Below are 21,995 nucleotides of genomic sequence, written 5' to 3'. Positions count from 1 at the left end.
AATTCCACCAGAGGTGCGGCGTTTCATTCTGACGAGCATACCGTCCGTGCCCCATCTGGAGGCGCTGATGCTGCTGCGCTCGACGGCACCGACCTGCTGGTCCATCACGGAAGTCGCCCAGCGCCTGTACGTGCCCCCGTCTGTAGCGCGCGATGTCGTGGTGTACCTGTCCGATGCCGGCATGCTCCAGTGCGTCGAGCCGGAACCGGTGTATTGCTTCCAGGACGGCTCTACCGACATGCGTGAGATGGTCGATGCCGTGGCCCACCAGTATTCCACCAACCTGGTGGAAATCACGCATCTGATCCACTCCAGACTCGCACGCAAGGCCCAACAATTTGCCGACGCGTTCAATTTGCGCAAGGAGAGCTGACCATGTCGGAAATCATTTATATTTTATGCGCGCTGACGTCGTTTGCCTGCGCCTGGCTGCTATTGCAAAGCTATCGCAGCAGTGGCCACCGGTTGCTGTTCTGGAGCGGCTTGTGCTTTTCCGTCATGACGGTCAACAACCTGGTGCTCGTGATTGACAAGCTGGTGCTGCCGGATGCCAATTTGCTCCTCATCCGTCACCTGAGCGCCCTGGCCGCCGTCGTCATGCTGTTGTATGGCCTGATCTATGAAAAGGACTGACGCACATGGCTGAACTTTTGTCAGGCGCCATCACCATCGCTTCGCTGGTCATTGCGCTGTTCTTCCTGCGCTTCTGGCGCGATTCGGGCGACCGCTTCTTCTTGTACTTTGCCCTGTCATTTGCGGTGCAGGCGGGGCACCGCATGTATGCGGCCATTCTGTGGGTGGACGTGCATGAAGACGAGCCCTTCCACTACCTGATCCGCCTGTTGTCGTACGCGCTGATCCTGTGGGCGATCCTGGAAAAAAACCTGCCGCGCAAGCGCCTGCCCAACCGCGCCCAGGCGCCAAAAGGCGACGCGCCGCCCGACCGGCAAGGCTGACGAGGGCGCGGGCGGCCTGCTACAGGCCGCTCACTTCCTCCTCGCGCGCCTGCCCCTCGCGCTGCTCCTGCTGCCCCGGGTCGGGATAGTGATACCACGCTTCGTGCGGCGAATAAGCGCCGCAGCCGAAGCACTCCGTGGCCGGCCACTTGACGCCGCAGCCGGGACACACGGCGCGCGTCCAGAAGGTATTCCACACGGTGCCGCACGAAGGCACGCACGCCCACCGGTCCAGCGCCTGCGGGCGCCACGCGCATTTGGGGCAATATATGTCAGCTTTTTCCACGACCCTCTTCCTGGCGCATTGGTCCTGGCCAAAATGATACTCCGCTTCGGGCGAGCATGCGACACCTCCATCTCAGCCCCACTATCATACGGTCAACGACATGACTGAAGCGGGAGACAAGCATGACAAATATTGCAGCCGGCACGGCGCCCCTCCTCGTATGCACCATCGGGCACTCCACCCGGCCATTGACCGAATTTGTCACGCTGCTTACGGCCAACGGGATCGACTGCGTGGTCGATGTGCGGACGGTGCCGCGCTCGCGCCACAATCCCCAGTACAATCAGGATGCCTTGCCGCAGTCGCTGGCGCCGGCCGGCATCGCGTACCAGTATTTTCAGGACCTGGGCGGCCTGCGCCATGCAAGCAAGACCTCGACCAACACCGGCTGGCGCAATGCCTCTTTTCGCGGCTATGCCGATCACATGCAGTCGCCGCAATTTCACGCGGCGGTGGAGCAGTTGGTGGCGCTGGCACAGACCCGACGCTGCGTGCTCATGTGCGCCGAATCGGTGCCCTGGCGCTGCCACCGTTCCATGATCGGCGACGCCCTGCTGGTGCGCGGGCTGCAGGTGGAACATATCGTGTCGGGCGCCAAACGGCGGCCGCACAAGCTCACGCCGTTTGCGCACGTGCAATGCTGCACCATTACCTATCCGGCGCCCGAGGAAACCGATGAATAAGCAAGCAGCACCGCTGCGCTACGTCACCCTGGAGCACCTGCTGGCCGATGTCCGCGACTGCCGCGCGTGCGAGGCGGTGCTGCCGCACGGGCCGCGTCCCGTGCTACAGGCCGGCAAGGAGGCGCGGGTGCTGATCGTCGGCCAGGCACCGGGGTCAAAAGTACACGCCTCCGGCATTCCCTTCGACGACGCCAGCGGCCGCAAGCTGCGTTCCTGGCTGGGCGTCGAGCCTGCCGACTTTTACGACCCCGCGCAGTTTGCCATCATTCCAATGGGCTATTGCTATCCAGGGCGGGGTGCCGGGGGCGACATGCCACCGCGCAAGGAATGCGCCGAACTGTGGCTGGACCAGCTGCTGCTGCAGTTGCCCGACATCGCGCTCACTATCCTGATCGGGCTGCACGCCCAAAAGCATTTTCTTGGACGTGAGCGCAAGCCGTCGCTGACCGAGACCGTGCGCGCCTGGCGCGAATACAGGCCGGCCTATTTTCCCCTGCCCCACCCTTCGCCGCGCAACACGCCATGGTTCCAGCAAAATCCATGGTTCGAGAACGAACTGGTCCCGGTGCTGCGTGCGCGCGTGGCGGCGACGCGGCGGGCCCAACATGCCTGCGGGCAGGCCGGCCCCCGGCCCGTGGAATAGCGGCTTTGCTGACTGTCGGCTCTACTAGCGCATCGCCCTGTGGTTGCGCGAACAAACTAGCCATGGCGCGAGACGGCCGGTGCCGGGCGCCTGCATGAGACTTGGCCCGCTAGCTGATCCTGCGCACCGACTCGCGCACCACCAGTTCCAGCGTGGGCAGTTCCACCTGCGCGCCCGGTTGGCCGATCATCGGCAGCATCAGGTTGGCAATCGCGGTGCCCACCTCGTACAGGGGCTGGCGCACGGTTGTCAGCGGCGGCGTGGTGTACATGGAGCTGTGCAGGTCATCAAAGCCGATGATCGATATGTCGTCCGGCACGCGGATGCTGCGCCGGTACAGGGCCAGGCGCGCACCGTAGGCCGTCAGATCGTTGGCCGCGAAGATGGCGGTGAAGCGCTGCTTTGACGCCAGCAGCTGGTTGACCGCGAGCAGGCCGCCCGACTCCTGGAAGTCGCCAGGCACGATCAGCTCCGGCACCACCTCGATCCTGTGGCGCGCGAGCGTGTCGCGGTAGCCGGCCAGACGCGCGCGCGCATCTTCCTGGTCGTCCGGTCCGGCGATAAAGGCGATCCTGCGATGCCCCTGCTCGATCAGCAGCTGCACCGCGTCGCACGCGGCGCTGTAGTTGTCCAGGCAAAAACCAATGGCGCGCTCGCTGTCAAGCTTGCGACCAAACGCCACGATGGGTACGCGCCTGGAAAAGGCCATGATCTGGGCATCGGTCATGTTCCCGGTCAGGATAGCTACCGCGTCCACGCGGCGGCCAATGAGCAGTTCCACATGCTCGGCTTCTTCGTCGGCGTGCCAGTGGCCGCTCATGATCAGCAGCGCATAGCCGGCCGCCTTCATCACATCCTCGATGCCGGTCATGGTCTTGTTGAAGTAGCCGCTTTCCAGCGACTGGGTCAGCACGCCGATGGTGCGGGTGGAGCCCGACTTCAGGTACTGGGCCAGGCGGTTGGGCTTGTAATTGAGTTCTTCGATGACCCGTTCGATGGCCCGGCGCTTGTCGTCGGCCACCTTGGCGGTGCCATTCAAAAAACGCGACACGGTGGCCGGCGAAACCCCGGCCGCATCGGCAACTTCCTGCAAGGTGGTAGTGCTGCTCTCGTCGTTTTTCATGAAGATCGGGCGCTGTGCGATGGCCGCCACTATATCATCGCCCCACATTGCGGGAACAGAAATGCTCGACCAGCGCGCGGTGGGACGGCAGGTCGGCGGCGGCGTGCTGCGCCAGTTCGGCAATGGCGCAGAACTCGCGCGCCGCATCCTTGCGCCGCGCTTCGTCGCCCGCGCTGGCATGCAGCCGCGTGTCAAACTCCATCCCATACAGGACGTACTGCCAGCTGGAGGTGGGGTACATCTCCACGTCGGCGACAAAATCGAGCCGGTTGGGAGGGCGCGCGCGCCACATCGCCAGCTTGTCGCGCAGTGAGGCGGGCATGGATGCCGGGTCGGTATTGTCGATCCAGAAGCGGCTGTCGGTGCGCTGCGTCAGGCAGTAGTGCAGCTTGATGAAGTCCATCACCCTTTCGTAGCGCTCGCGCATGAGGCGGTTGAACGTGCGCGCCACCGGGGCCGTATCGCCGTTGAACGGAAACAGGTAGCCGATCAGATAAGCCGCCGTCTCGATCATGCCGATGCCGGAGGCTTCGAGCGGCTCCAGGAAGCCGCCGGACAAGCCTACCGCCACGCAGTTGTGGATCCACTGGGTTTCGCGGTAGCCCGTTTGCAGTGTGAGCTGGCGCGCCTCAAGCCCGGCGCCGGCCGGCCCGATGTGACGGCGCAGTACCTCGGCCGCGCGCTCGTCGCTGGTATGGCGGCTCGAATACACATAGCCTACTCCGCGCCGCTGCTGCAGCCCGATGTCCCAACTCCACCCTGCCTCGTGCGCGGTGGAGATGGTATAGGCCGCGATGGGCGCGGCGGGATCGGCATACGGCACCTGGATGGCCAGCGCCCGGTCGGCAAACAGCACATCGTCCAGCCGGCGCAGGGGCGAGCCCAGTGCCTGTCCGATCAGGCGCGCCCGAAAGCCGGTGCAATCGATGTACAGGTCCGCGCTGAGCGCACCATGCTCGCGCGTGCGGACGCGGGCAATGGCGCCCAGCTCGTCCAGCTCCACCTGCTCCACATTGCCCAGCACATGGCGCACACCTAATGCACGCCCGTGGCTGGCCAGCAGCGTGGCGAAGCGCCCCGCGTCGAAATGATAGGCGTAATTCATGGGCCCTGCAAAGTCAGGATCGCCAGGGCGTTTAGGCCCCCGCCCCAGGTCTGCCACACGCTTTTGCATGGTGACTGCCTGCGCGAACGGCACCCCGTGGCCGCCCACGCCGCGCAGCCAGTAGGGCAGCAGTTCAGGGCAGCCTGGCCGCTGGCTGGGATGGCTGAAGGGATGAAAGTAGTGGTCTGGCCCAGGAGTGCCCGGCGCGCGTACCCAGTGGTCAAACCGGACACCCTGCTTGAAGGTGGCCTGGCACTCCCGCACAAAGGTCGCTTCATCAAGGCCGATGGCCGCCAGCGTGCCACGAATCGACGGGAAGGTGCCCTCTCCCACACCAACAGTGCCGATTTCGGGCGACTCCAGCAAGGTGAACCTGATTCCCTCGCCGCGCGCACCCAGGGTCTTTGCCAGAAAGGCGGCTGTAAGCCAGCCGGCCGTCCCGCCACCGACGATCAGCACGTTATGAAAACTTTTCACAAAAACCTCCTGGCACGGCAAATCTGTAGGAATTTGAACATCGAGTCATATTTGCTTTGACATTTCACTCCAATGGAATATACCATGAAATCGTTTTCACAACGTGTGAAATCGGTTTCACGAATAAAACAATAAATCGGTGCAGATAAACATCATTCCTTTGGAGACAGCATGAAAACAGCAGCATCTCACCCCTTCCGGCGTTCCGCCGTCCCGATCCACCTGGCGATCCTGACCCTGATTGCCGGTAGCGGCGCGGTCCAGGCCCAGAGCGCGTCCAGCCCGCAGCAGGTGCAGGCCACCAATACCGAGGAAATCCCGGAAGTGGTGGTGACCGCGACCAAGCGCTCCACCAGCCTGCAAAAAACACCGATCGCCATCACCTCGCTCAGCGCCGCAACGCTGCAGGACAACCACGTGCAGACCATGCTTGACGTGGTGGCGCTGGTCCCGGGCTTTCAGGCCACGGCCCAGGGCGACCATGGCGTGACCACCATGACGCTGCGCGGCATCGGCAACGACAGCGCCAAGACCCAGTATGCCGACCCGGAAGTGGCGTCGTTCGTGGACAATGTCTATTCGCCGCGGGCCGAAGGCGCCACCGCCCTCATGTTCGACATTGAATCGATCGAAGTACTGCGCGGGCCACAGGGCACGCTGTGGGGCCGCAACTCCACCGTGGGCGCGGTCAACATCCAGACCGTCAAGCCGGAATTGAACAGCCGTTCCGGTTCGGTCGAAGCGGGCATCGGCGACTACAACCGCTACGGCGCGCGCGCCGCCTTCAATGTCCCGCTGGGGGAGACGGCGGCCCTGCGCATCGGCGTGGTCCACGAGCAGCACGATGGCTACACCGACTACCAGACTTTCAAGGGCGTGCCGATTGCCGACCAGCGCGCCGCCTTTGAAGCAGCCGGCGGCGATCCTGCCGCGTTCCGCCCCATCAACGGCAACCTGTTCGCCGTCGGGAACCAGAAATACAACGCCCAGAATCAGACCGCCTTCCGCGCCAGCCTGTTGTGGCACATCACCCCTGCCGTGAAGTGGAACATCGCCTACGAAAAATTCTCCGACCGTGGCACTCCCAGCGCCAACCTGATGCAGCAGCCGCGCGCCGGCGAAAAGCACTGGTCCATCCTGTCCGACAGCGCGCCGTGGATCAATCGCGACAGCCACAATGTGCGCACCCGCCTTGAGTACAAGCTCAGTGATGACATGGCCATGAACTACATCGGCGGCTTTTCCACCTACCAGGGTTCGATGCGCTTTGACCAGGACGGGGGCGCGCGCATTCCCACCAGCGTGCGTTCGGGCGCCACCTGGCAGGAGCACACCACGGTCGACTCCAACTACCGCAGCCAGAGCCATGAAGTGGAACTGCAGTCGCTGGGCGCGAAGACCGTGGACTGGCAGCTTGGCCTGTACTACGCGGCCGAAAAGAATGACATCCGCTTCGACATCCCGATCTTCAATGGTACCCAGGAAGGCACGGTTGGCTGGCAGGGCTCCTTCATCCAGCCGGAAGAAACCGTGGCCTCCTCGGCCGCCTTCGGCCAGGCTACGTGGAACGTGAGCGACGCCCTGCACCTGACCGGCGGCCTGCGCTACACCAAGGACCGGCGCGAGAATGTGGGCGGGCGCGCCTACACCTGGCGCGGCGGCGACGTGCCGCAGCTGCCATTGAATCCATCGATGGACCCGCGCCAGCCGGGCCAGGGTTTCGCTGCCGACGTGCCGGGCAATGATGGAGTATTCAATGGCAGCAAGGTCACCGGCCTGCTGCGCGCCAACTACGAACTGGGCAAGGATCACATGATCTACGCCAGCATCGCCACCGGCTACAAGTCCGGCGGGGTGCAGGACCGCGGCCTGACGTACGCACCGGAGACCCTCACCAACTATGAAATCGGCTCCAAGAGTACTTTCATGGGCGGCAAGGTCAAGGTCAACAATGCCTTGTTCTACTCGGACTTCAAGGATTTCCAGTTCAATTCACCGGTCAATTTCACCGACGGCAGCCGCGGCCTGTCGATCACCAATGCAGAAGGCGCGACGGTGTATGGCTTTGAATCGGAAATCGCGGCCCGCATCACGCCCGACGACCGCCTGTCCGTGACGCTGGCGGTGCTCAAGGCCGAACTGGGCGCCCTGGTTGCCGGCTCCAATGACTATGCACTGCCAACCTGCGTGGTCGACCCCAGCTTTGCGACCTGCCTGGACGTGAGCGGCAACAAGATGCCGCACGCGCCAACCTTCTCCACCACGGTCCAGTACCAGCACACCTTCCACATGGCCGATGGTGCCACGCTGATACCGCGCATCACGGCGCGCTACGAGTCCGAAGTGGAGCTGTCGGTGTTCAACCTGGGCCCGGAAGACCAGCAGAAGGCGCACGCCAGTGCCGACCTTGGCCTGCGCTACCAGTCAAGCAGAGGCTGGTGGGTCGATGCCTTCGTGCGCAATGTAAGCGACGAAAAGATCAAGACCAGCGCCTTTAACGGCATGGGGCCGTGGCTGTCGCAGTACAAGAGCCCACGCACGATCGGCATCAACACCGGCTTTGATTTCTAAGCCTCGTGCAAACGCGGGGAGGGCCTGCAGGCTCTCCCATTCCCGCCCTGCTCTTCGCGCCAACGATACGACATCATATGAACATCACCAACCAATTTCCCATGCCATTCACATGGGGCGTCGCCACCAGCGCCTTTCAGATCGAGGGGGCGTCCAGCACCGACGGCAAGGGCCCGTCCATTTGGGACACCTTCTGCAGCCAGCCGGGCAACATCAAGGACCACAGTGACGGCACTGTCGCCTGCGACCACTACCACCGCTACCGCGAGGACGTGGGCCTGATCGCGGCGCTCGGCGTGGACGCCTACCGTTTTTCGATTGCCTGGCCGCGCGTGCAGCCGGACGGCAAAGGCGCGTGGAACGAGGCCGGATTCGACTTCTATGACCGCCTGCTGACGGAACTGGCCGCACGCGGCGTCAAGGCCCACGTGACGCTGTATCACTGGGACCTGCCGCAAGCTCTGCAGGACGATGGCGGCTGGCTCAATCGCGATACCTGCCACCGCTTTGCCGACTATGCGCGCGAAGTGGCACGCCGCTTTGGCAACCGGGTGGAAGCCATCGCCACCCACAACGAACCGTGGTGCAGCGCCAATCTTGGCTATGGCAATGCCCAGTTTGCGCCGGGCGTGGCGGACCCGCGTCAAGCCATCCAGGTGTCGCACCACCTGCTGCTGTCGCACGGCCTGGCCATGAGCGCGATGCGCGCGCAGGACCCCGGCGCCAGGCTCGGCATCGTGCTCAATCAATGGACCGCGGACCCGGCCACCGATTCCGACGCTGACCGCGCCATGGCAGAACTCGAATATGCGCGCTCGGTCCAGTGGTTCATGGACCCGATCTTCAAGGGTCATTATCCGGCCCTGGCGCTGCGCGCCCACGGCGCCGACGCTCCCGTGATCCAGGCCGGCGACATGGAAGTGATCTGCCAGCCGATCGACTTCCTGGGCTGCAACTACTACTTCCGCTCCTGGTGCAGCGCCGCCACCCCGCCGGTGCCGCCGCCGGCGCGCGACGGGGTGACCGACATGGGTTGGGAAATCTATCCGCAGGGCTTGCGCGAACTGCTGCTCAAGCTCAAGGGCGAATATGACCTGCCCCCGATCTACATCACCGAAAACGGCATGGCCAGCGCCGACCTGGTACAGGACGAGCGGGTAGCCGACGCCAGGCGCATCGCCTACGTGCAGGCGCACCTGGCCGCCCTGCTCGACGCCATGCAGCAGGGCGTGGATGTGCAGGGCTACTTCTTGTGGAGCCTGCTGGACAATTTTGAATGGAACTCCGGCTACGCCAAACGCTTCGGCATCATCCACGTGGACTACGCGACCCAGCGGCGCACCCTGAAGGACAGCGCGATCTGGTACCGCAATTTCATCAATCAGCGCGCTGGCAGGGAGGCCGCATGATCCAGGGGTCCTACAATGGCGGGCCGCGCCTGCTGGCCGACATCGGCGGCACCAATGCCCGCTTCGCGCTGGAAATCGCCCCGGGCTGCGTGGTGGCCCAGCAAACGCTGGCGTGCGCCGCCTACCCGCGCTTTGAAGATGCGGCGCGCGCCTATCTTGATGCCGTGCAGGCCAGCGCCAGCCACGCAGTCATTGCCATTGCCAATCCGGTGGCCGGCGACGCCATCAAGATGACCAACCATGACTGGGCGTTTTCGGTCGCCGCCGCACGGCGCGAGCTGCGCCTGGATACACTGTTGATGGTCAATGACTTCACCGCCCTGGCCATGGCCCTGCCGGCGCTGGGGCCGGGCGAATTGTTCAAGGTCGGCGGCGGCCAGGCCAGCGCCGGCGGCGTGCTTGGCCTGGTGGGCGCCGGCACGGGACTGGGCGTCTCGGGCCTGGTGCCGGCTGCGGGGCGCTGGGTGCCGCTGCAAAGCGAAGGCGGACATGTGGCCTTTTCGCCGTCCGACGAGCGGGAAGTGGCGGTGCTGCGCTACCTGTGGCAGCGCTACGAACATGTGTCGGCCGAGCGCATGGTGTCGGGCCCGGGCATTGCACTGATTCGCGAGGCGCTGGCGCGCAGCCGCGGCCTCGCCATCGACTCCGGCTTGTCCACGCCAGCCATCGTGGAGCGCGGCCTGGAAGGCAGCGACCAGCTGTGCCGCGAAACGCTCGACTGCTTCTGCGGCATGCTTGGCACCGTGGCGGCCAACCTGGCCGTCACCCTGGGCGCAACTGGCGGCATATACATTGGCGGGGGCGTGGTACCGCGCCTGGGCCCCTACTTTGCCAGTTCCCCGTTCCGGGCGCGGTTTGAAAAAAAGGGACGCTTTTCTTCCTTTACCGCCCGCATTCCGACTATGCTGATCATCGCGCCCAATCCTGCCCTGCTGGGCGCAGCCGCCATCCTGAACGATCATCTGTCCGACAGGCCCGGCATGGCGCCGCACGCCTTGCGGGCGGCGCCCAACCTGGAGCCACATCATGCACGCGCGTAAGCAGCACATCTCGCCCCTGTGGTGGGTCCCCACCGGCTACTTCACCATGGCACTCGGCTATGTGATGCTGACCAGCGTGACGGCCATCATGTTCAAGAATCTTGGCATGGACAATGGCAAGGCCGCCCAGTATTCCAGCATGCTGATTCTGGCCTATACCATCAAGCCCCTGTTTGCCCCTTTCGTTGAAATGTACCGCACCAAGAAGTTTTTCGTGCTGTGCGCGCAGGTGCTCATTGGTGCCGGCTTCGCCGGTGTGGCGCTGGCCATGGCGCTGCCCGACTACATGGCCTTCCTGATGGCGATATTCTTTGCGCTCTCTTTCGTGGGCGCCACCCAGGACATCGCCAGCGACGGCGTGTATGTCACCTCGCTCGACGCGCGCACGCAGTCGCTGTACTGCGGCATCCAAAGCCTGTCCTGGAATGTCGGTCCCATTGTCGCCGCCGGCGGCATGGTGTGGCTGAGCGGGCGCCTGCACACGGACGTGTTCGGGCACGACGCCAGCGTATTCGGACCGCAATGGATCGACGCCTGGCGCGTCATTTTCTTCCTTGTCGCCGGCATGGTGCTGCTGATGGCGCTCTGGCATGCGCGCGTGATGCCGGACGGTGCGCGCGCCGCCAACACGCCTTCCAGCGTGGGCGATGCGGGCCGCATCCTGGCCGACGCCTTTGTCACGCTGTTCCAGAAGCCGGGCGTCTGGCGCATGATCGCCTTTGCCTTCCTGTTCCGACTCAGCATCGGCTTTCTGGAAAAGATCGGCCCCTTCTTCATGGTGGACCCTGCGTCCAGAGGGGGACTGGGGCTATCGAACGAAGTGCTCGGCATCGTCTACGGCACCTGGGGCCTGGCTGCGGTGCTGCTCGGGTCCCTGCTGGGCGGCCTGTATGTGGCGCGCCGCGGCCTCAAGCCCACGCTGTTCATCCTGTGCTGCGCGGTGAACATCCCCAACGTGACCTTCCTGCTCATGAGTATTTACCTGCCCACCAGCCTGCTGGTCATCGGCGCCGGCGTGATCATTGAAAAATTCTTCTTCGGCTTCGGCTCCGTGGGCTTCATGATCTACCTGATGCAGCAGCTCGCGCCGGGCAAATACACCACCACCCACTATGCATTTGGCACCGGCGTCATGGGCCTGTGCGGCCTGGTGACCGGCGTGGCCAGCGGCCACCTGCAGGAGGCAATGGGCTATATCGGCTACTTCTGGTTCGTGATGGCGGCGACCATCCCCTCGTTCATCGCCACCTGGTACGCGCCCTTTCACCATGCAGAGGCAGCGCCGGACAGCAGCGGTGCGGCCAAGGCGGTGCCGGCATGAAGGCCCCGCTTTTTACACTGCTCCTGAGCGGCGCTGCCGCCGCCGCCAATCCGCCAGCGGTGCGGGTCAACCAGCTCGGCTTTGCGCCGGCGGCAAGCAAGGTGGCGGTAGTGCCGGCCGGGGCGGCCAAGCAGTTCGCCGTCATCGACACCGCGTCCGGCAAAGCCGTCCTGCGCGGCGCGCTGGGCAAACCCTCGCTCTGGGAGCCGTCCGGTGAAACGGTGCGCATTGCCGATTTTTCAGCCCTGCGCGCGCCAGGCACCTACCGGCTGGAAGTGGCAGGACTGGCGCCATCGGCCGGTTTCGCGATCCAGCCTGCTCCCTACCGCAGTCTGAACGCGGCAGCGCTCAAGGCTTACTACTTCAACCGGTCCGGCACTGCACTGGACGCGCGCCACGCCGGTATTTATGCACGCGGGGCCGGCCATCCGGACGACAAGGTGCTGGTGCACGCCACTGCCGCATCCATTGGCCGCCCCGCAGGCACCGTGATCGCCGCCCCCAAAGGCTGGTACGACGCGGGCGACTACAACAAGTACATGCCCAGCTCCGGCATCGCCACCTTTACCCTGCTGGCCGCGCTGGAGCACTTTCCGCGCTACTTCCAGGACCAGGAGGTCGGCATTCCGGAATCGGGCAACGGCATCCCGGACATTCTCGACGAAGCCTTGTGGAACCTGGCGTGGATGCTGGCCATGCAGGACCCGGCGGACGGCGGCGTGTACCACAAGCTCACCAACCTGACCTTCGACGCCATGGTAATGCCGGCCGAGGCCATGGCGGCGCCCCGCTACGTCACGGCCAAGAGCACGTCGGCCGCGCTCAACTTTGCCGCCACCATGGCAGTAGCCAGCCGCGTCATGACGCCGTATGAACACAAGCTGCCCGGCCTGTCGGCCCGCATGCTGGCAGCGGCCGAGGCAGCGTGGCGCTGGGCCCGTGCCAACCCCAGCGCCACGTTCAAGAATCCGGACGGCGTCCTCACTGGCGAATACGGCGACCAACAGCTCGACGACGAGTGGGCATGGGCAGCGGCCGAACTGTTCATCAGCACCCGTCAGGACGACTACTACCGCGCCTTCAAGCCGGCGCAGGGTGTGACGTCGCTGCTGGAATGGGACAAGCTTGACGCCCTGGCCTGGATGTCGCTGGCCCATCACCGCGCGAGCCTGCCCGCCATCGCCGACCGCGCCCTGATAGCAAAGCGCAGCGGCGAGCATGCCGACAACCTGGCACGCGCATGGAAGGCATCCGGCTACCGGGTCGCCATGCGCGCGCCGGATTTTGTGTGGGGCAGCGGTGCGGTGGCGCTCAACCAGTCCATGCTGCTGCTGCAGGCTTACCGCATCAAACCCAAGGACGATTACCTGCAGGCGGCGCAATCGGGCCTGGACTACGTCCTGGGCCGCAACCCGCTGGGCTACTCCTTTGTGACCGGCTTTGGCCAGCGCACGCCCCTGCACCCTCACCACCGGCCCTCGGTCGGCGACCAGGTGGCCGCGCCGATACCAGGCTTTCTGGCCGGCGGGCCCAATCCCATGCAGCAGGATAAGGCCGAATGTCCACCCTACCCCAGCAAGCTGCCGGCCCTGGCGTACCTCGACCATGTGTGCAGCTACGCCAGCAACGAGGTGGCCATCAACTGGAACGCGCCACTGGTCTACGTGACGGCGGCGCTCGATGAACTGAGCAGACAAGACGGGAACGGTATGGACCAACAGCACCCCAGCCTGGCCGCGCTGGCACGCCAGGAACAGGCATTGCAGTTTGATAGCTTCACCAGCGCCACTGCGCTGGACATCGGCATGCAGCTGGTGAAGATGGCACGCGCTGCCGGCAAGTCGGTTGCCATCGACATCACGCGCAACGGCAACCAGCTCTTTTACCACGGCATGGAAGGCACGACCAGGGACCACGCCGACTGGATCCGCCGCAAGAGCAACCTGGTCAACCGCACCGGCCACAGCTCTTTTTTCGTGCATACGCAAGTGCGCAGCAATGGCGGCGACCATGACAACATCCCCACCATGGACACGCGCGACTTCGCGGCGCACGGCGGCTCGTTCCCCCTATCCGTCAGGGGCGCCGGCCACGTTGGCACCATCACCGTATCCGGCCTGCCCGGGCCCGAGGACCACCAGCTGGTGGTGGACGCCCTGAAGGCTTACCTGAAAGGCGATCCCACGCTATGAACATGCAGGCCACGAACAATCCCATTCGCTGGGGCATCCTGGGAACCGGCGGCATTGCGCGCGCCTTTGCCACCGCCTTGATGGCAACGCCGGGCGCCGTCCTGGCCGCTGTCGGCTCGCGCAGCGCAGACAGTGCGCGCGCCTTTGGCGCAGAATTCGGCAATCCTGCCAGCTACGGCAGCTACGAGGCGCTGGCCGATGCGAGCGGCGTGGACATCATTTACATCGCCACGCCCCACCCCATGCATGCAGACAACGCGCTGATGGTACTGCGGGCCGGCAAGGCGGTCCTGTGCGAGAAGCCTTTCACCATGAACCTGCGCCAGGCGCGGGAAGTGGTGGCGCTGGCGCGTGCGAACAGGCTGTTTTTGATGGAAGCGATGTGGACCCGCTTCATGCCCGCCCTCGAAGAGGTGCGCCGCATCATCGCCAGCGGCGAGATCGGGACGGTGCGCCAGGTCCACGCCGATTTCGGCTTTGCCGCCACGCTCGACCCGGAGCACCGGGTCAACAAGCGCGAACTGGGCGGCGGCGCCTTGCTCGATTTGGGCATCTACCCGCTGTCGATTGCCTGCGCCTTGCTGGGGCCTGTGGAATCGGTGCGGGCGCAGGCCTTCCTGACCGATGGCGGCATCGACCACACCACCGGCTTTTCGCTCAAGCACGCAAGCGGCGCCATGTCGGTATGCAGCTGCTCGCTGCGGGCCCGCACGCCGTGCGAACTGACGGTCTCCGGAACGCTTGGCAACGTGCGCATGAATGCCATGTTCCACCTGACCGAGTCGCTCACGGTCAAAACGGCCGACGGCACCGTGCGCACGATCGCCACGCCATTTCTGGGCAACGGTTACGTGCATGAGGCGCTTGAAGCTGGCCGCTGCCTGCGCGAAGGCTTGATTGAAAGCCCGCACATGCGCCACGATGACACGCTTGCGATCATGGGCCTGCTCGACACCATCCGCGCGCAGATTGGCTTGTACTATCCGGCCGACTGAGTGGAACGTTCGGCCGGCGTCAAGGCGCCGGGGGGCGTCGCCGCCACCGGCAGCCGCACCACGAACTCGCTGCCGTGACCCAGGCCGGCACTGTGGGCGCTCACCGCGCCGCCGTGCAGTTCGACGATGCCCTTCACCAGCCCGAGGCCGATGCCGATGCCGCCCTGGGCCCGCTCGGTGGCGCTGTCCACTTGCGAAAACAGCGTGAATACTTCCGACAGCCGCTCCGGTTCCAGGCCAATGCCGGTGTCGCGAATCGTGATCACGGCCTCGTTCTCCTGGCGCTCGAACCTGATCCAGGCCGAGCCGCCCGCATGGGTGTACTTGGAAGCATTGTTGAGCAGGTTGACCAGCATCTGGGTCAGGCGCACCGGGTCGCCATCGAGCGTGCAGTCGGCACCTGCCGCCACGTGCAGCGTCTGCGAAGCCTTGCTGAACAGCGGCGTGGCCAGTTCCACCGCATGGCGCACCAGCATGCTCACCAGCACCGGCTCGCGCTTGAGCTGTAGTTTGCCCTTGCCGATGCGCGAGACATCCATCAGGTCTTCCACCAGGCGCGACATGAGCGCGACCTGGCGGTCGAACACGCCCAGCACGCGCTGCACCACCGGATCCTGGTTGTTGCGCATGGCCAGCAGGTCCAGGCCACTGCGCATGGGCGTGAGGGGGTTGCGCAACTCGTGCGCCAGCACGGCCAGGAACTCGTCCTTGCGCAGGTCGATCAGCTTGAGCTGCTCGTTCGCCTTGCGCAGTTCCAGCTCCTTCTGGCGCAGCGATTCCAGGGCCGCGCGGCGTTCCTCGAGTGCCGCCTCCGCGCGCTGGCGCGCACCGAGCAGCTCCTGTTCATACTTGCGGCGGTCCGCCGCCACCATGAAGGCATGGTGATCAACGCGATTGCCCTCGGCGTCGGCGCCGCGCTCGATGGCCGCCAGCACCGGCAGCGCCTGGCCGTCGCGGTGGCGCAGCTGCAGCTGCACTTCTGCCACGGAACCCTGCATTTGCAGCAGCGGCGCCAGGTGCGTCTGGTGAAACAGCCGCCCGCCAACGGTCAGCAGCTGCGCCAGCTGGAACTGCGCCATCTCGGACTCGGCATAGCCGAGCCAGCGGCTCAGCGTGGCGTTGGCGCGCAGGACCTTGCCGCGGGCATCCGTGATCAGCATGCCGCATGGGGCTTCCCACTGCCACGATTGATCGGCTGGCGGGCCCATGGCCATTTACACGCCCAGCCGCTTGAGGAAGGAATCGATGGCGTCAAAGCTGGCCGATGGCGCGCTCAGGTGCGGGCAATGGCCGACATTGTCGATGATCTTCAGCTCGCTCATGGGCATGGTGCGATGCATGTACTGCCCCACCGTCAGGGGCGCGATGATGTCGTCGCTGCACTGCAAAATCAGGGCCGGCACCTGCGACCTGGGCAGCACGGAGCGGTAATCGGAAGTAAAGGTCACGCGCGCGAAATGCTTGGCGATTTCCGGGTCGGTCCGGCAAAAACTGTTGGTCAGTTCCTCGGCCAGCGCCGGCCTGTCAGGCGCGCCCATGATGGTGGGCGCCATGGCGCTCGACCAGCCCAGGTAATTCATGTCCATGGTGTCGAGCAGCTCATCGATATCGGCCTTGCTGAAGCCGCCCAGGTATTCACCATCGTTGAGGTAACAGGCCGACGGCCCCACCATGACCTGCGCCAGGAACCGCCGGGGCTGCTCGATCGCCGCCAGCAGGCCAACCATGGCGCTGACCGAATGGCCCACGATCACCGCGGGCCCGGCATCAATGGCGTCCAGGATGGCGAGGACATCGCTGGCATGCCCTTCCAGCCTGTCGTAGCGCGCGCGGTCGTAGGCCGACAGATCCGAGCGGCCACTGCCGGTCAGGTCAAAGGTCACGGTCGTGAAACGTTCGGCAAAGCAAGGGGCAAGCAGGCGCCACATGTTCTGGTCGCAGCCAAAGCCATGGGCAAAAATCATGGTGACCGGTCCGCTGCCGGATACGGTCACGTTGTTGCGTTGAAGAATGTTCATGGCAGTTTATTCACAGGGATGTGCCGAGTTTAACTGATCCCCGTAAATTTGGCTGTCCCCTTGGCAATTGACACGCGTATTGGTGAGATGACATGTGGCATGACTGCCGGGCAAGCAGTGGCGACGCCCATGGCGCAAGCGCGCATGCGGCCGACCCGGTCTTGTCCCGGGCTCAGGCGCCGCGCTGTGGGGCATGCTCGCCCGGCCAGCGCACTTCCCGTCCGGCGCTGTGCCACAGCTGCAAGCTGCCATCCTGCAGGCCCTGGCGCACATCTGCCGCATGCGGCGGCGCCGCTGGTGGGGCCTGTAGTGGAGCCTGATGGACCACGCCCACCCACATGTCGCGCCCACTCGCCTTGGCCGCATAGAGGCACTGGTCGGCCAGCGACACCACATCTTCCCAGCGCGCCTGCGCCGCTTCGGGCGCATGGAAGGGATAGGTGGCAAAGCCGATCGAACAGCTCTTCGACAGCACCGTCCCCTGGCCAATATCGAAGCGGTGTCCCGCCACGCGGGCACGGATGCGCTCTGCCAGCAGGTGAATGTCTGCACTCGAAGCCTGCCTGGCCATGATCAGGAATTCCTCGCCGCCCCAGCGCACCACGGTGTCGGAATCGCGCACCTCCTCCATGAGGATGGCCGAAAACTGCCGCAGCACGGCGTCGCCGGCGGCGTGCCCATGCTCGTCATTGACGGCCTTGAAGTGGTCCAGGTCGATCATGATGAAGACGATGTCGGCGTTCTGCCCCACCGCCTTTCCCTGCAGGCGCTGGGTGGCACGCTGGCGCAGGCCCTGTGCCAGGTCGCCCTCGATGCGGCTGGCCAGGTAGCGCCGGTTGCGCAGGCCCGTGAGCGGATCGGCCAGCGACATCTCGGCCACGGTGCGGTAGGCGCGCTTGAGGTAGACTCGGCTGATCAGGAGGACCACGGTGGTCAGCAGGCCGAGGGCGCCGGCCAGCACCCACAGCATCTGGATGCGCTTTTGCCCGCGCTGCTCCTGTTCCAGCACCTCGATCTGGCGCTGCTTCTTGTCCGCTTCGTAGCGGGCGGTCGAATCGGCGATGCGTTTCTGGTCGCTCGCGCTGCGCACCGCATCGCTGCGCTTCTTGAAGTCCATGGCGGCCGCATAGGCAGCGGCAAAGTCGCCGTTACGGGCCAGTTCCTCGGCCAGCACCCCCTGCACTTCGGCCGCCACATTCTGCTGGCCCGGCGTGGTGGTAAATTCGGCAATCGCCTTCCGGATCAGGTCCAGGCCCTCGCGCTGGCCCAGCCGGTTCAGGGCGATGCCCTTGTTGACCCAGCACACCAGCAGCGATTCGCGGTCGCCCGAGCGCTCCACCAGCGGAATGGCTTCTTCCACGAAGCGCAGCGTGGCGCGGTAATCGCCCCGCTGCAGCGCCACGTCCGACAGGTTGGTGGTGATGACGGCCAGGTTGAACGCGTTATCGTCCTGCTGCGCCAGTTCTCGCGCCCGCATCAGGGCCTGGTACTGCTGCTCCACCTTGCCCTGCCGGGACATGAAGTGTGCCTGGCTCATGTACAGGCCGGCCAGCTGGTCGGTCAGTCCCGCTTTCTCGGCAATGTCGATCGCGCGCTGGGCATCGCGTACCGCTGCCTCCAGGTTGCCGCTCTTGTAGTGGACGTGGGCGATGTGATTGAGGCTTTCTGCCTGCCCCCCTTCACCTCCCGCGCTCGCGTCAAACACGTTCAGCGCGCGCACCAGCAGATCCATCGCTTCGGGCAGTTGGCCCAGAGCAGACATTACCTTGCCGCCCGCCATCCACGCGCGCGCAGCTTCCACCCGGCCGTCCAGTTGCCCGCTTTTGCCCGACAGCGTGGGCAGCAATGGGGCAATTTTCATGTATTCCGCCAGGGCCAGCTGGTGCTTGTCAGTATTGCTGTAAATCTGCATTGCCTGGCGCGTGAACGCCACACGCTCGATCGGCATGGCGGACGCTTCCTGCTGGCCCTGCCGGATCATTGCCAGCGCTTCCTCGTACTTGAGTGACCTGTCCAGCGTCGCCGCCAGCTGCGCAATGGCCCACAGCCGGTCCGGCACGTCCATGTCCTTGTTGGCCAGCGCCGCCCTCAAGACCGGGATGACCTGGGTACGATCCTTGTCAATGTGCGCCCTGATGGCGGCGGCGGTGGCCGGCCTGTCCTGCGCCAGCGACGGGGGCGCCACACCGGCCAGCAAGCCGGCCAGGATTGCAAATTTTGAAACGAAGGAATTGACGGTTCTCATGCAGGCAGGGTACCGAAGTCCAGGCCGGCTGTCCAAGGAAAACCATCCGCGCCATTGCCGCCCGCCGGCGCGGCGGCGCCCGGGGACGCCAATCCCCCTATGGCGCCAAAAAAACCAGGATGCTCGCTCTGCGGGGGGACCAGTGGTAAGCTATCACAGTTGTCATTTTAAACCTGAAGGGAAGTTATGAAACCGCTGTTCTCCTCCGACGAAGAAGCGCAGGTCCCGCCGGCGCCGGCCAAGGATCCTGTACCGGGCTTGCCGCCGCTGACCTCCCCATTCGTGAGCGCGGACACGCTGCCGGCCATGCGCCCGGAAGCGAGCGCGGCGCCGGCGGTGCGGGTCGACATTTCAGGCATTGACGACAAGGCCATCGAGTCGCTCGGTGGCTCCACCGGCACCGGCGTGGCCAAGATTTCAGCCAAGCTGCTGGGCACGGTGCGCGCCTCCGACGCCGATGTGTTCGGCACCCAGCTCAATGAACTGATCGCCACGTCCAAGGGACTGGACCCGGCCAAGCTCAAGTCCGGCGGCCTGCTCTCGCGCGTGACGGGCATGTTCGGCTCGGTCAAGGAAAAGATGCTGTCGCAATACCAGGTGGTGGAAGCGCGCATGGACACGCTGGTGGCGGAAATGACGCGCCACGCCAATGTCCACAAGGGCCGCATCCAGGACTTTGACGAGATGTACAAGGGGCTGGAAGTGTATTACCAGGGCCTGGACGCGGACGTCAAGAAGGGCGAAGCCTGGGCTGCCAAGCTGGCCGAGGCCATCGCCCAGCAACCGGCGCCGACCACCGCGTTCGAAGCGCAGCAGGCCACCGAACTCAAGCGCCGCCACGAGCGGCTCGAAAAGCGCATCGACGACCTGCGCCGGGCCATGCTCATGGCCACCCAGATGGTGCCGCAAATCCGCCTGTCGCAAGACAATGCGCGCTCGCTCACCGACACCTTTACCGACATTGTCAACGTGTCCATTCCCGCGTGGCGCAATGTGTTCTCGCTGTACCTGCTGCAGCTCGAAGCCAAGCAGAGCGCGCAGGTGGCCAATGCCGCCTACGACGCCACTGACGCCGCCTTCCGCGCCCAGGCCGACATGCTGCTTGAAAACACCGAGTCGGTCGCCCGCGTCAAGCAGCGTTCGCTCGTGAGCCTGGAGACGGCCCAGCACGTGCAGACCCAGCTGATCACGGCCTTCGACAAGCTCGAACAGATTTCCAAAGAAGGCCAGCAGCGCCGCAAGGACGAGCTGCCCAAGCTGCAGGAACTGGAACGCGAACTGATCGCGCGCTTCTCCCCGCAAATGTAGGCACGGCAGGCGCCCCTTGCGAGCACGCCGGATTCCAAGGAAAATGTCAGTCTTACCAAATTAGCAAAATAAGGAAAGCCATGTCGACCACTCTCGAAACCGGCCATCGCATCAATCTTGAAAAAACCGCCCCTGGCTTGAAGCGCGTGCGCATTGGCCTGGGCTGGAAAGTCAATGCCACTGACGGCGCCCCCTTCGACCTCGATTCGTCGGTGTTCCTGTGCAAGAAGAACGCCGCCGATGATCCGGTCATGCTCAGCAACGCGCACTTCGTCTATTACAACCAGACCACCTCGCCCGATGGCGCCGTGGTGCACTCGGGCGACAACCGCACCGGCGACGTCGAAGGCGACGATGAAGTCATCACGGTCGACCTGGCGCGGGTGGAGCCAAGCGTTGTCGAGCTGCCCATCATCGTCACCATCCACGACGCCGAAGCGCGCCGCCAGAACTTTGGCCGCGTCAACGGCGCCTACGTCAAGGTGTACAACGACGAGACGGGTGAAGAGCTGGTCAAATACGACCTGAATGAAGACTATTCCGACAAGACGGCATTGCAATTCGGTTCGCTGTACCGCAAGGATGGCGAATGGCGCTTCCAGGCCGTGGGCGCCGGCTTCAAGCTCAGCCTGGCGACCTTTATCCGCAAGCTTGGCGGCACCGTATAAGCATCCACGGGCTCCCTGCGGAGCCCTTTCCAGACGACGCCTTCCTGCTGCCGACAAACTGCCCGATGACAGATCACACGCCTAAGGCATTTAACTTCGGAGACGAGGAAGCGCCGCCCGTCCCTGGCCCTGGCGCCAGAGAGCCGTCCGGGCCAAAAGCATTTGACCTCGGCGACGAGCCTGCCGCGCCGGCCCCTGCCGCCACCACGCCGCGGGCGCTGGCCTTTGATGACCTGCCCGACAGCGTGCCGCCATCGCCGGCGCTTGCCAAGGCAGCGCCGCGCGCCCTGTTCGACAGCGAAGACCACGCTGCCGTGCGCGACGCCCTGGCGGCCGCACGGGCCGGCTATCCAGCCCTGTTCGCGCACTCGGAGCAGCGCCTGGCAGCCCTGTTTCGCCGCATCCTGCCGGTGAAACTGTCGCTGGTGACGGACTGGGCCGAAACGCCCCTCATGGAGCAGGCCGCCCTGCTGCAGCCGGTCACGGAAATGGTGCGCAGCTTCGCCCAGCTGGCAGTGCCCACGCTGATCGAGGCGGTGCTCGACAGTACCCGGGCGCCGGCCGGCATGCTGGGCAAGCTGTTCGGGCGCGCCACCTCCCCTGCCCGGCACAAGGCCGATCTCGTGGCCGCGCGCAGCGCGCTGCAGCAGCTGATGCAGGACAGCGAAGCGGCCACCCACCGGCTCGACGCCTCGGCCCGGGAGCTGACGCTGCACTGGGTCGCGCTGGCAGTGGTGGCCGATCTGGCCGGGCGCGCGCAGGACGCGACCTTGCTCGACGTGCTGCAGCAGCGCCGCACGCTGATCCAGCAAGCCGTGCGCCAGGCCGAACTGTCGGTCATGCAGATGGGCCAGGTGCGCCAGCAGGCGGCCGAGCTGATCGGCCAGGTGTCGTCCATTCTCACCGTCACCCTGCCCGCCATGGAAATGGCGCAGTCGCAGAAAGGCTGAGCGGC

Annotated in this window: 20 protein-coding genes; 14 read left to right on the top strand and 6 right to left on the bottom strand. The window is 65.0% G+C overall.

The genetic code is table 11. The features are described 5' to 3' along the window. Positions 1–46: 46 nt before the first annotated feature. From KY495_RS17965 to KY495_RS17955, 3 genes are read left to right on the top strand one after another with little or no spacing between them, the layout of a single operon-like run. Positions 47–373, top strand: coding sequence for a hypothetical protein (locus KY495_RS17965; RefSeq protein ID WP_229518350.1), 327 nt, complete (start codon positions 47–49; stop codon positions 371–373). Positions 374–375: 2 nt separating this feature from the next. Next, positions 376–633, top strand: a complete 258-nt coding sequence (locus tag KY495_RS17960; RefSeq protein ID WP_219880725.1) for a DUF5985 family protein — start codon at positions 376–378, stop codon at positions 631–633. Between the two features lie 5 nt (positions 634–638). Continuing rightward, positions 639–956, top strand: a complete 318-nt coding sequence (locus KY495_RS17955) for a DUF5985 family protein (protein ID WP_219880724.1) — start codon at positions 639–641, stop codon at positions 954–956. A gap of 19 nt (positions 957–975) precedes the next feature. On the opposite strand, the gene KY495_RS17950 is transcribed toward KY495_RS17955, so the two are convergent. Next, positions 976–1,242, bottom strand: a complete 267-nt coding sequence (locus tag KY495_RS17950) for a hypothetical protein (RefSeq protein WP_219880723.1) — start codon at positions 1,240–1,242, stop codon at positions 976–978. 122 nt (positions 1,243–1,364) lie between these two features. On the opposite strand from KY495_RS17950, the gene KY495_RS17945 reads away from it, so the two are divergent. Together KY495_RS17945 and KY495_RS17940 are read left to right on the top strand one after the other, a co-directional pair. Next, on the top strand, positions 1,365–1,925 hold the full coding sequence (locus KY495_RS17945) for a DUF488 family protein (RefSeq protein WP_219880722.1): 561 nt from the start codon (positions 1,365–1,367) through the stop codon (positions 1,923–1,925). Next, a complete protein-coding gene (locus KY495_RS17940; RefSeq protein WP_219880721.1) occupies positions 1,918–2,568 on the top strand; it encodes a uracil-DNA glycosylase family protein in 651 nt (216 codons plus the stop codon). The genes KY495_RS17945 and KY495_RS17940 overlap by 8 nt, the downstream gene beginning before the upstream one ends. A 109-nt stretch (positions 2,569–2,677) precedes the next feature. On the opposite strand, the gene KY495_RS17935 is transcribed toward KY495_RS17940, so the two are convergent. Continuing rightward, positions 2,678–3,691, bottom strand: coding sequence for a LacI family DNA-binding transcriptional regulator (locus KY495_RS17935; protein WP_219880720.1), 1,014 nt, complete (start codon positions 3,689–3,691; stop codon positions 2,678–2,680). A 34-nt stretch (positions 3,692–3,725) separates the two neighbouring features. Continuing rightward, entirely contained in the window at positions 3,726–5,273 is a 1,548-nt protein-coding gene (locus KY495_RS17930) for a tryptophan halogenase family protein (protein WP_219880719.1), read from the bottom strand. Positions 5,274–5,444: 171 nt separating this feature from the next. Between KY495_RS17930 and KY495_RS17925 the strand changes: the two genes are divergently transcribed. The 6 genes from KY495_RS17925 (at position 5,445) to KY495_RS17900 (ending at position 14,801) form a co-directional block, all read left to right on the top strand. After that, entirely contained in the window at positions 5,445–7,844 is a 2,400-nt protein-coding gene (locus tag KY495_RS17925; protein ID WP_219880718.1) for a TonB-dependent receptor, read from the top strand. A 77-nt stretch (positions 7,845–7,921) separates the two neighbouring features. Then, entirely contained in the window at positions 7,922–9,253 is a 1,332-nt protein-coding gene (locus tag KY495_RS17920; protein ID WP_219880717.1) for a GH1 family beta-glucosidase, read from the top strand. Continuing rightward, a complete protein-coding gene (locus KY495_RS17915) occupies positions 9,250–10,293 on the top strand; it encodes a glucokinase (RefSeq protein ID WP_219880716.1) in 1,044 nt (347 codons plus the stop codon). The genes KY495_RS17920 and KY495_RS17915 overlap by 4 nt, the downstream gene beginning before the upstream one ends. Then, positions 10,280–11,614, top strand: coding sequence for an MFS transporter (locus KY495_RS17910; RefSeq protein WP_219880715.1), 1,335 nt, complete (start codon positions 10,280–10,282; stop codon positions 11,612–11,614). Before KY495_RS17915 ends, KY495_RS17910 begins: the two co-directional genes overlap by 14 nt. Beyond that, positions 11,611–13,806, top strand: a complete 2,196-nt coding sequence (locus KY495_RS17905; protein ID WP_219880714.1) for a heme-degrading domain-containing protein — start codon at positions 11,611–11,613, stop codon at positions 13,804–13,806. Before KY495_RS17910 ends, KY495_RS17905 begins: the two co-directional genes overlap by 4 nt. 2 nt (positions 13,807–13,808) lie before the next feature. Then, positions 13,809–14,801, top strand: a complete 993-nt coding sequence (locus tag KY495_RS17900; RefSeq protein ID WP_219880713.1) for a Gfo/Idh/MocA family protein — start codon at positions 13,809–13,811, stop codon at positions 14,799–14,801. On the opposite strand, the gene KY495_RS17895 is transcribed toward KY495_RS17900, so the two are convergent. The 3 genes from KY495_RS17895 to KY495_RS17885 form a co-directional block, all read right to left on the bottom strand. Next, positions 14,786–16,009 carry a HAMP domain-containing sensor histidine kinase gene (locus tag KY495_RS17895; protein ID WP_219880712.1) on the bottom strand — a complete coding sequence of 408 codons (1,224 nt, stop codon included), beginning with the start codon at positions 16,007–16,009 and terminating at the stop codon, positions 14,786–14,788. The genes KY495_RS17900 and KY495_RS17895 overlap by 16 nt on opposite strands. Positions 16,010–16,015: 6 nt before the next feature. Continuing rightward, on the bottom strand, positions 16,016–16,819 hold the full coding sequence (locus tag KY495_RS17890) for an alpha/beta fold hydrolase (protein WP_219880711.1): 804 nt from the start codon (positions 16,817–16,819) through the stop codon (positions 16,016–16,018). 172 nt (positions 16,820–16,991) lie between these two features. Next, entirely contained in the window at positions 16,992–19,064 is a 2,073-nt protein-coding gene (locus KY495_RS17885) for a diguanylate cyclase (RefSeq protein WP_219880710.1), read from the bottom strand. A gap of 186 nt (positions 19,065–19,250) precedes the next feature. Here KY495_RS17885 and KY495_RS17880 point away from each other — a divergent pair, with 186 nt between their 5' ends. From KY495_RS17880 to KY495_RS17870, 3 genes are all read left to right on the top strand, one after another. Continuing rightward, positions 19,251–20,372 carry a toxic anion resistance protein gene (locus KY495_RS17880; RefSeq protein ID WP_219880709.1) on the top strand — a complete coding sequence of 374 codons (1,122 nt, stop codon included), beginning with the start codon at positions 19,251–19,253 and terminating at the stop codon, positions 20,370–20,372. Between the two features lie 80 nt (positions 20,373–20,452). Beyond that, positions 20,453–21,040, top strand: a complete 588-nt coding sequence (locus tag KY495_RS17875) for a TerD family protein (protein WP_219880708.1) — start codon at positions 20,453–20,455, stop codon at positions 21,038–21,040. 65 nt (positions 21,041–21,105) lie between these two features. Then, positions 21,106–21,990, top strand: coding sequence for a hypothetical protein (locus tag KY495_RS17870; RefSeq protein ID WP_219880707.1), 885 nt, complete (start codon positions 21,106–21,108; stop codon positions 21,988–21,990). Positions 21,991–21,995 lie beyond the last annotated feature (5 nt).

It is taken from the genome of Massilia sp. PAMC28688, from assembly GCF_019443445.1.
GTDB lineage: Bacteria > Pseudomonadota > Gammaproteobacteria > Burkholderiales > Burkholderiaceae_D > Telluria_A.
The sequence above is the reverse complement of the archived record's forward strand: the minus strand, read 5'-3'. Positions and strand labels throughout refer to the sequence as shown.

What these genes read in the sequence shown, in the direction of transcription:
- KY495_RS17910 (WP_219880715.1), top strand. Translation starts at nt 10,280, where the DNA reads ATGCACGCGCGTAAGCAGCACATCTCGCCCCTGTGGTGGGTCCCCACC.
- KY495_RS17880 (WP_219880709.1), top strand. Translation starts at nt 19,251, where the DNA reads ATGAAACCGCTGTTCTCCTCCGACGAAGAAGCGCAGGTCCCGCCGGCG.
- KY495_RS17900 (WP_219880713.1), top strand. Translation starts at nt 13,809, where the DNA reads ATGCAGGCCACGAACAATCCCATTCGCTGGGGCATCCTGGGAACCGGC.
- KY495_RS17875 (WP_219880708.1), top strand. Translation starts at nt 20,453, where the DNA reads ATGTCGACCACTCTCGAAACCGGCCATCGCATCAATCTTGAAAAAACC.
- KY495_RS17870 (WP_219880707.1), top strand. Translation starts at nt 21,106, where the DNA reads ATGACAGATCACACGCCTAAGGCATTTAACTTCGGAGACGAGGAAGCG.
- KY495_RS17935 (WP_219880720.1), bottom strand. Translation starts at nt 3,691, where the DNA reads ATGAAAAACGACGAGAGCAGCACTACCACCTTGCAGGAAGTTGCCGAT.
- KY495_RS17920 (WP_219880717.1), top strand. Translation starts at nt 7,922, where the DNA reads ATGAACATCACCAACCAATTTCCCATGCCATTCACATGGGGCGTCGCC.
- KY495_RS17915 (WP_219880716.1), top strand. Translation starts at nt 9,250, where the DNA reads ATGATCCAGGGGTCCTACAATGGCGGGCCGCGCCTGCTGGCCGACATC.
- KY495_RS17960 (WP_219880725.1), top strand. Translation starts at nt 376, where the DNA reads ATGTCGGAAATCATTTATATTTTATGCGCGCTGACGTCGTTTGCCTGC.
- KY495_RS17890 (WP_219880711.1), bottom strand. Translation starts at nt 16,819, where the DNA reads ATGAACATTCTTCAACGCAACAACGTGACCGTATCCGGCAGCGGACCG.
- KY495_RS17905 (WP_219880714.1), top strand. Translation starts at nt 11,611, where the DNA reads ATGAAGGCCCCGCTTTTTACACTGCTCCTGAGCGGCGCTGCCGCCGCC.
- KY495_RS17955 (WP_219880724.1), top strand. Translation starts at nt 639, where the DNA reads ATGGCTGAACTTTTGTCAGGCGCCATCACCATCGCTTCGCTGGTCATT.
- KY495_RS17940 (WP_219880721.1), top strand. Translation starts at nt 1,918, where the DNA reads ATGAATAAGCAAGCAGCACCGCTGCGCTACGTCACCCTGGAGCACCTG.
- KY495_RS17945 (WP_219880722.1), top strand. Translation starts at nt 1,365, where the DNA reads ATGACAAATATTGCAGCCGGCACGGCGCCCCTCCTCGTATGCACCATC.
- KY495_RS17895 (WP_219880712.1), bottom strand. Translation starts at nt 16,009, where the DNA reads ATGGGCCCGCCAGCCGATCAATCGTGGCAGTGGGAAGCCCCATGCGGC.
- KY495_RS17925 (WP_219880718.1), top strand. Translation starts at nt 5,445, where the DNA reads ATGAAAACAGCAGCATCTCACCCCTTCCGGCGTTCCGCCGTCCCGATC.
- KY495_RS17885 (WP_219880710.1), bottom strand. Translation starts at nt 19,064, where the DNA reads ATGAGAACCGTCAATTCCTTCGTTTCAAAATTTGCAATCCTGGCCGGC.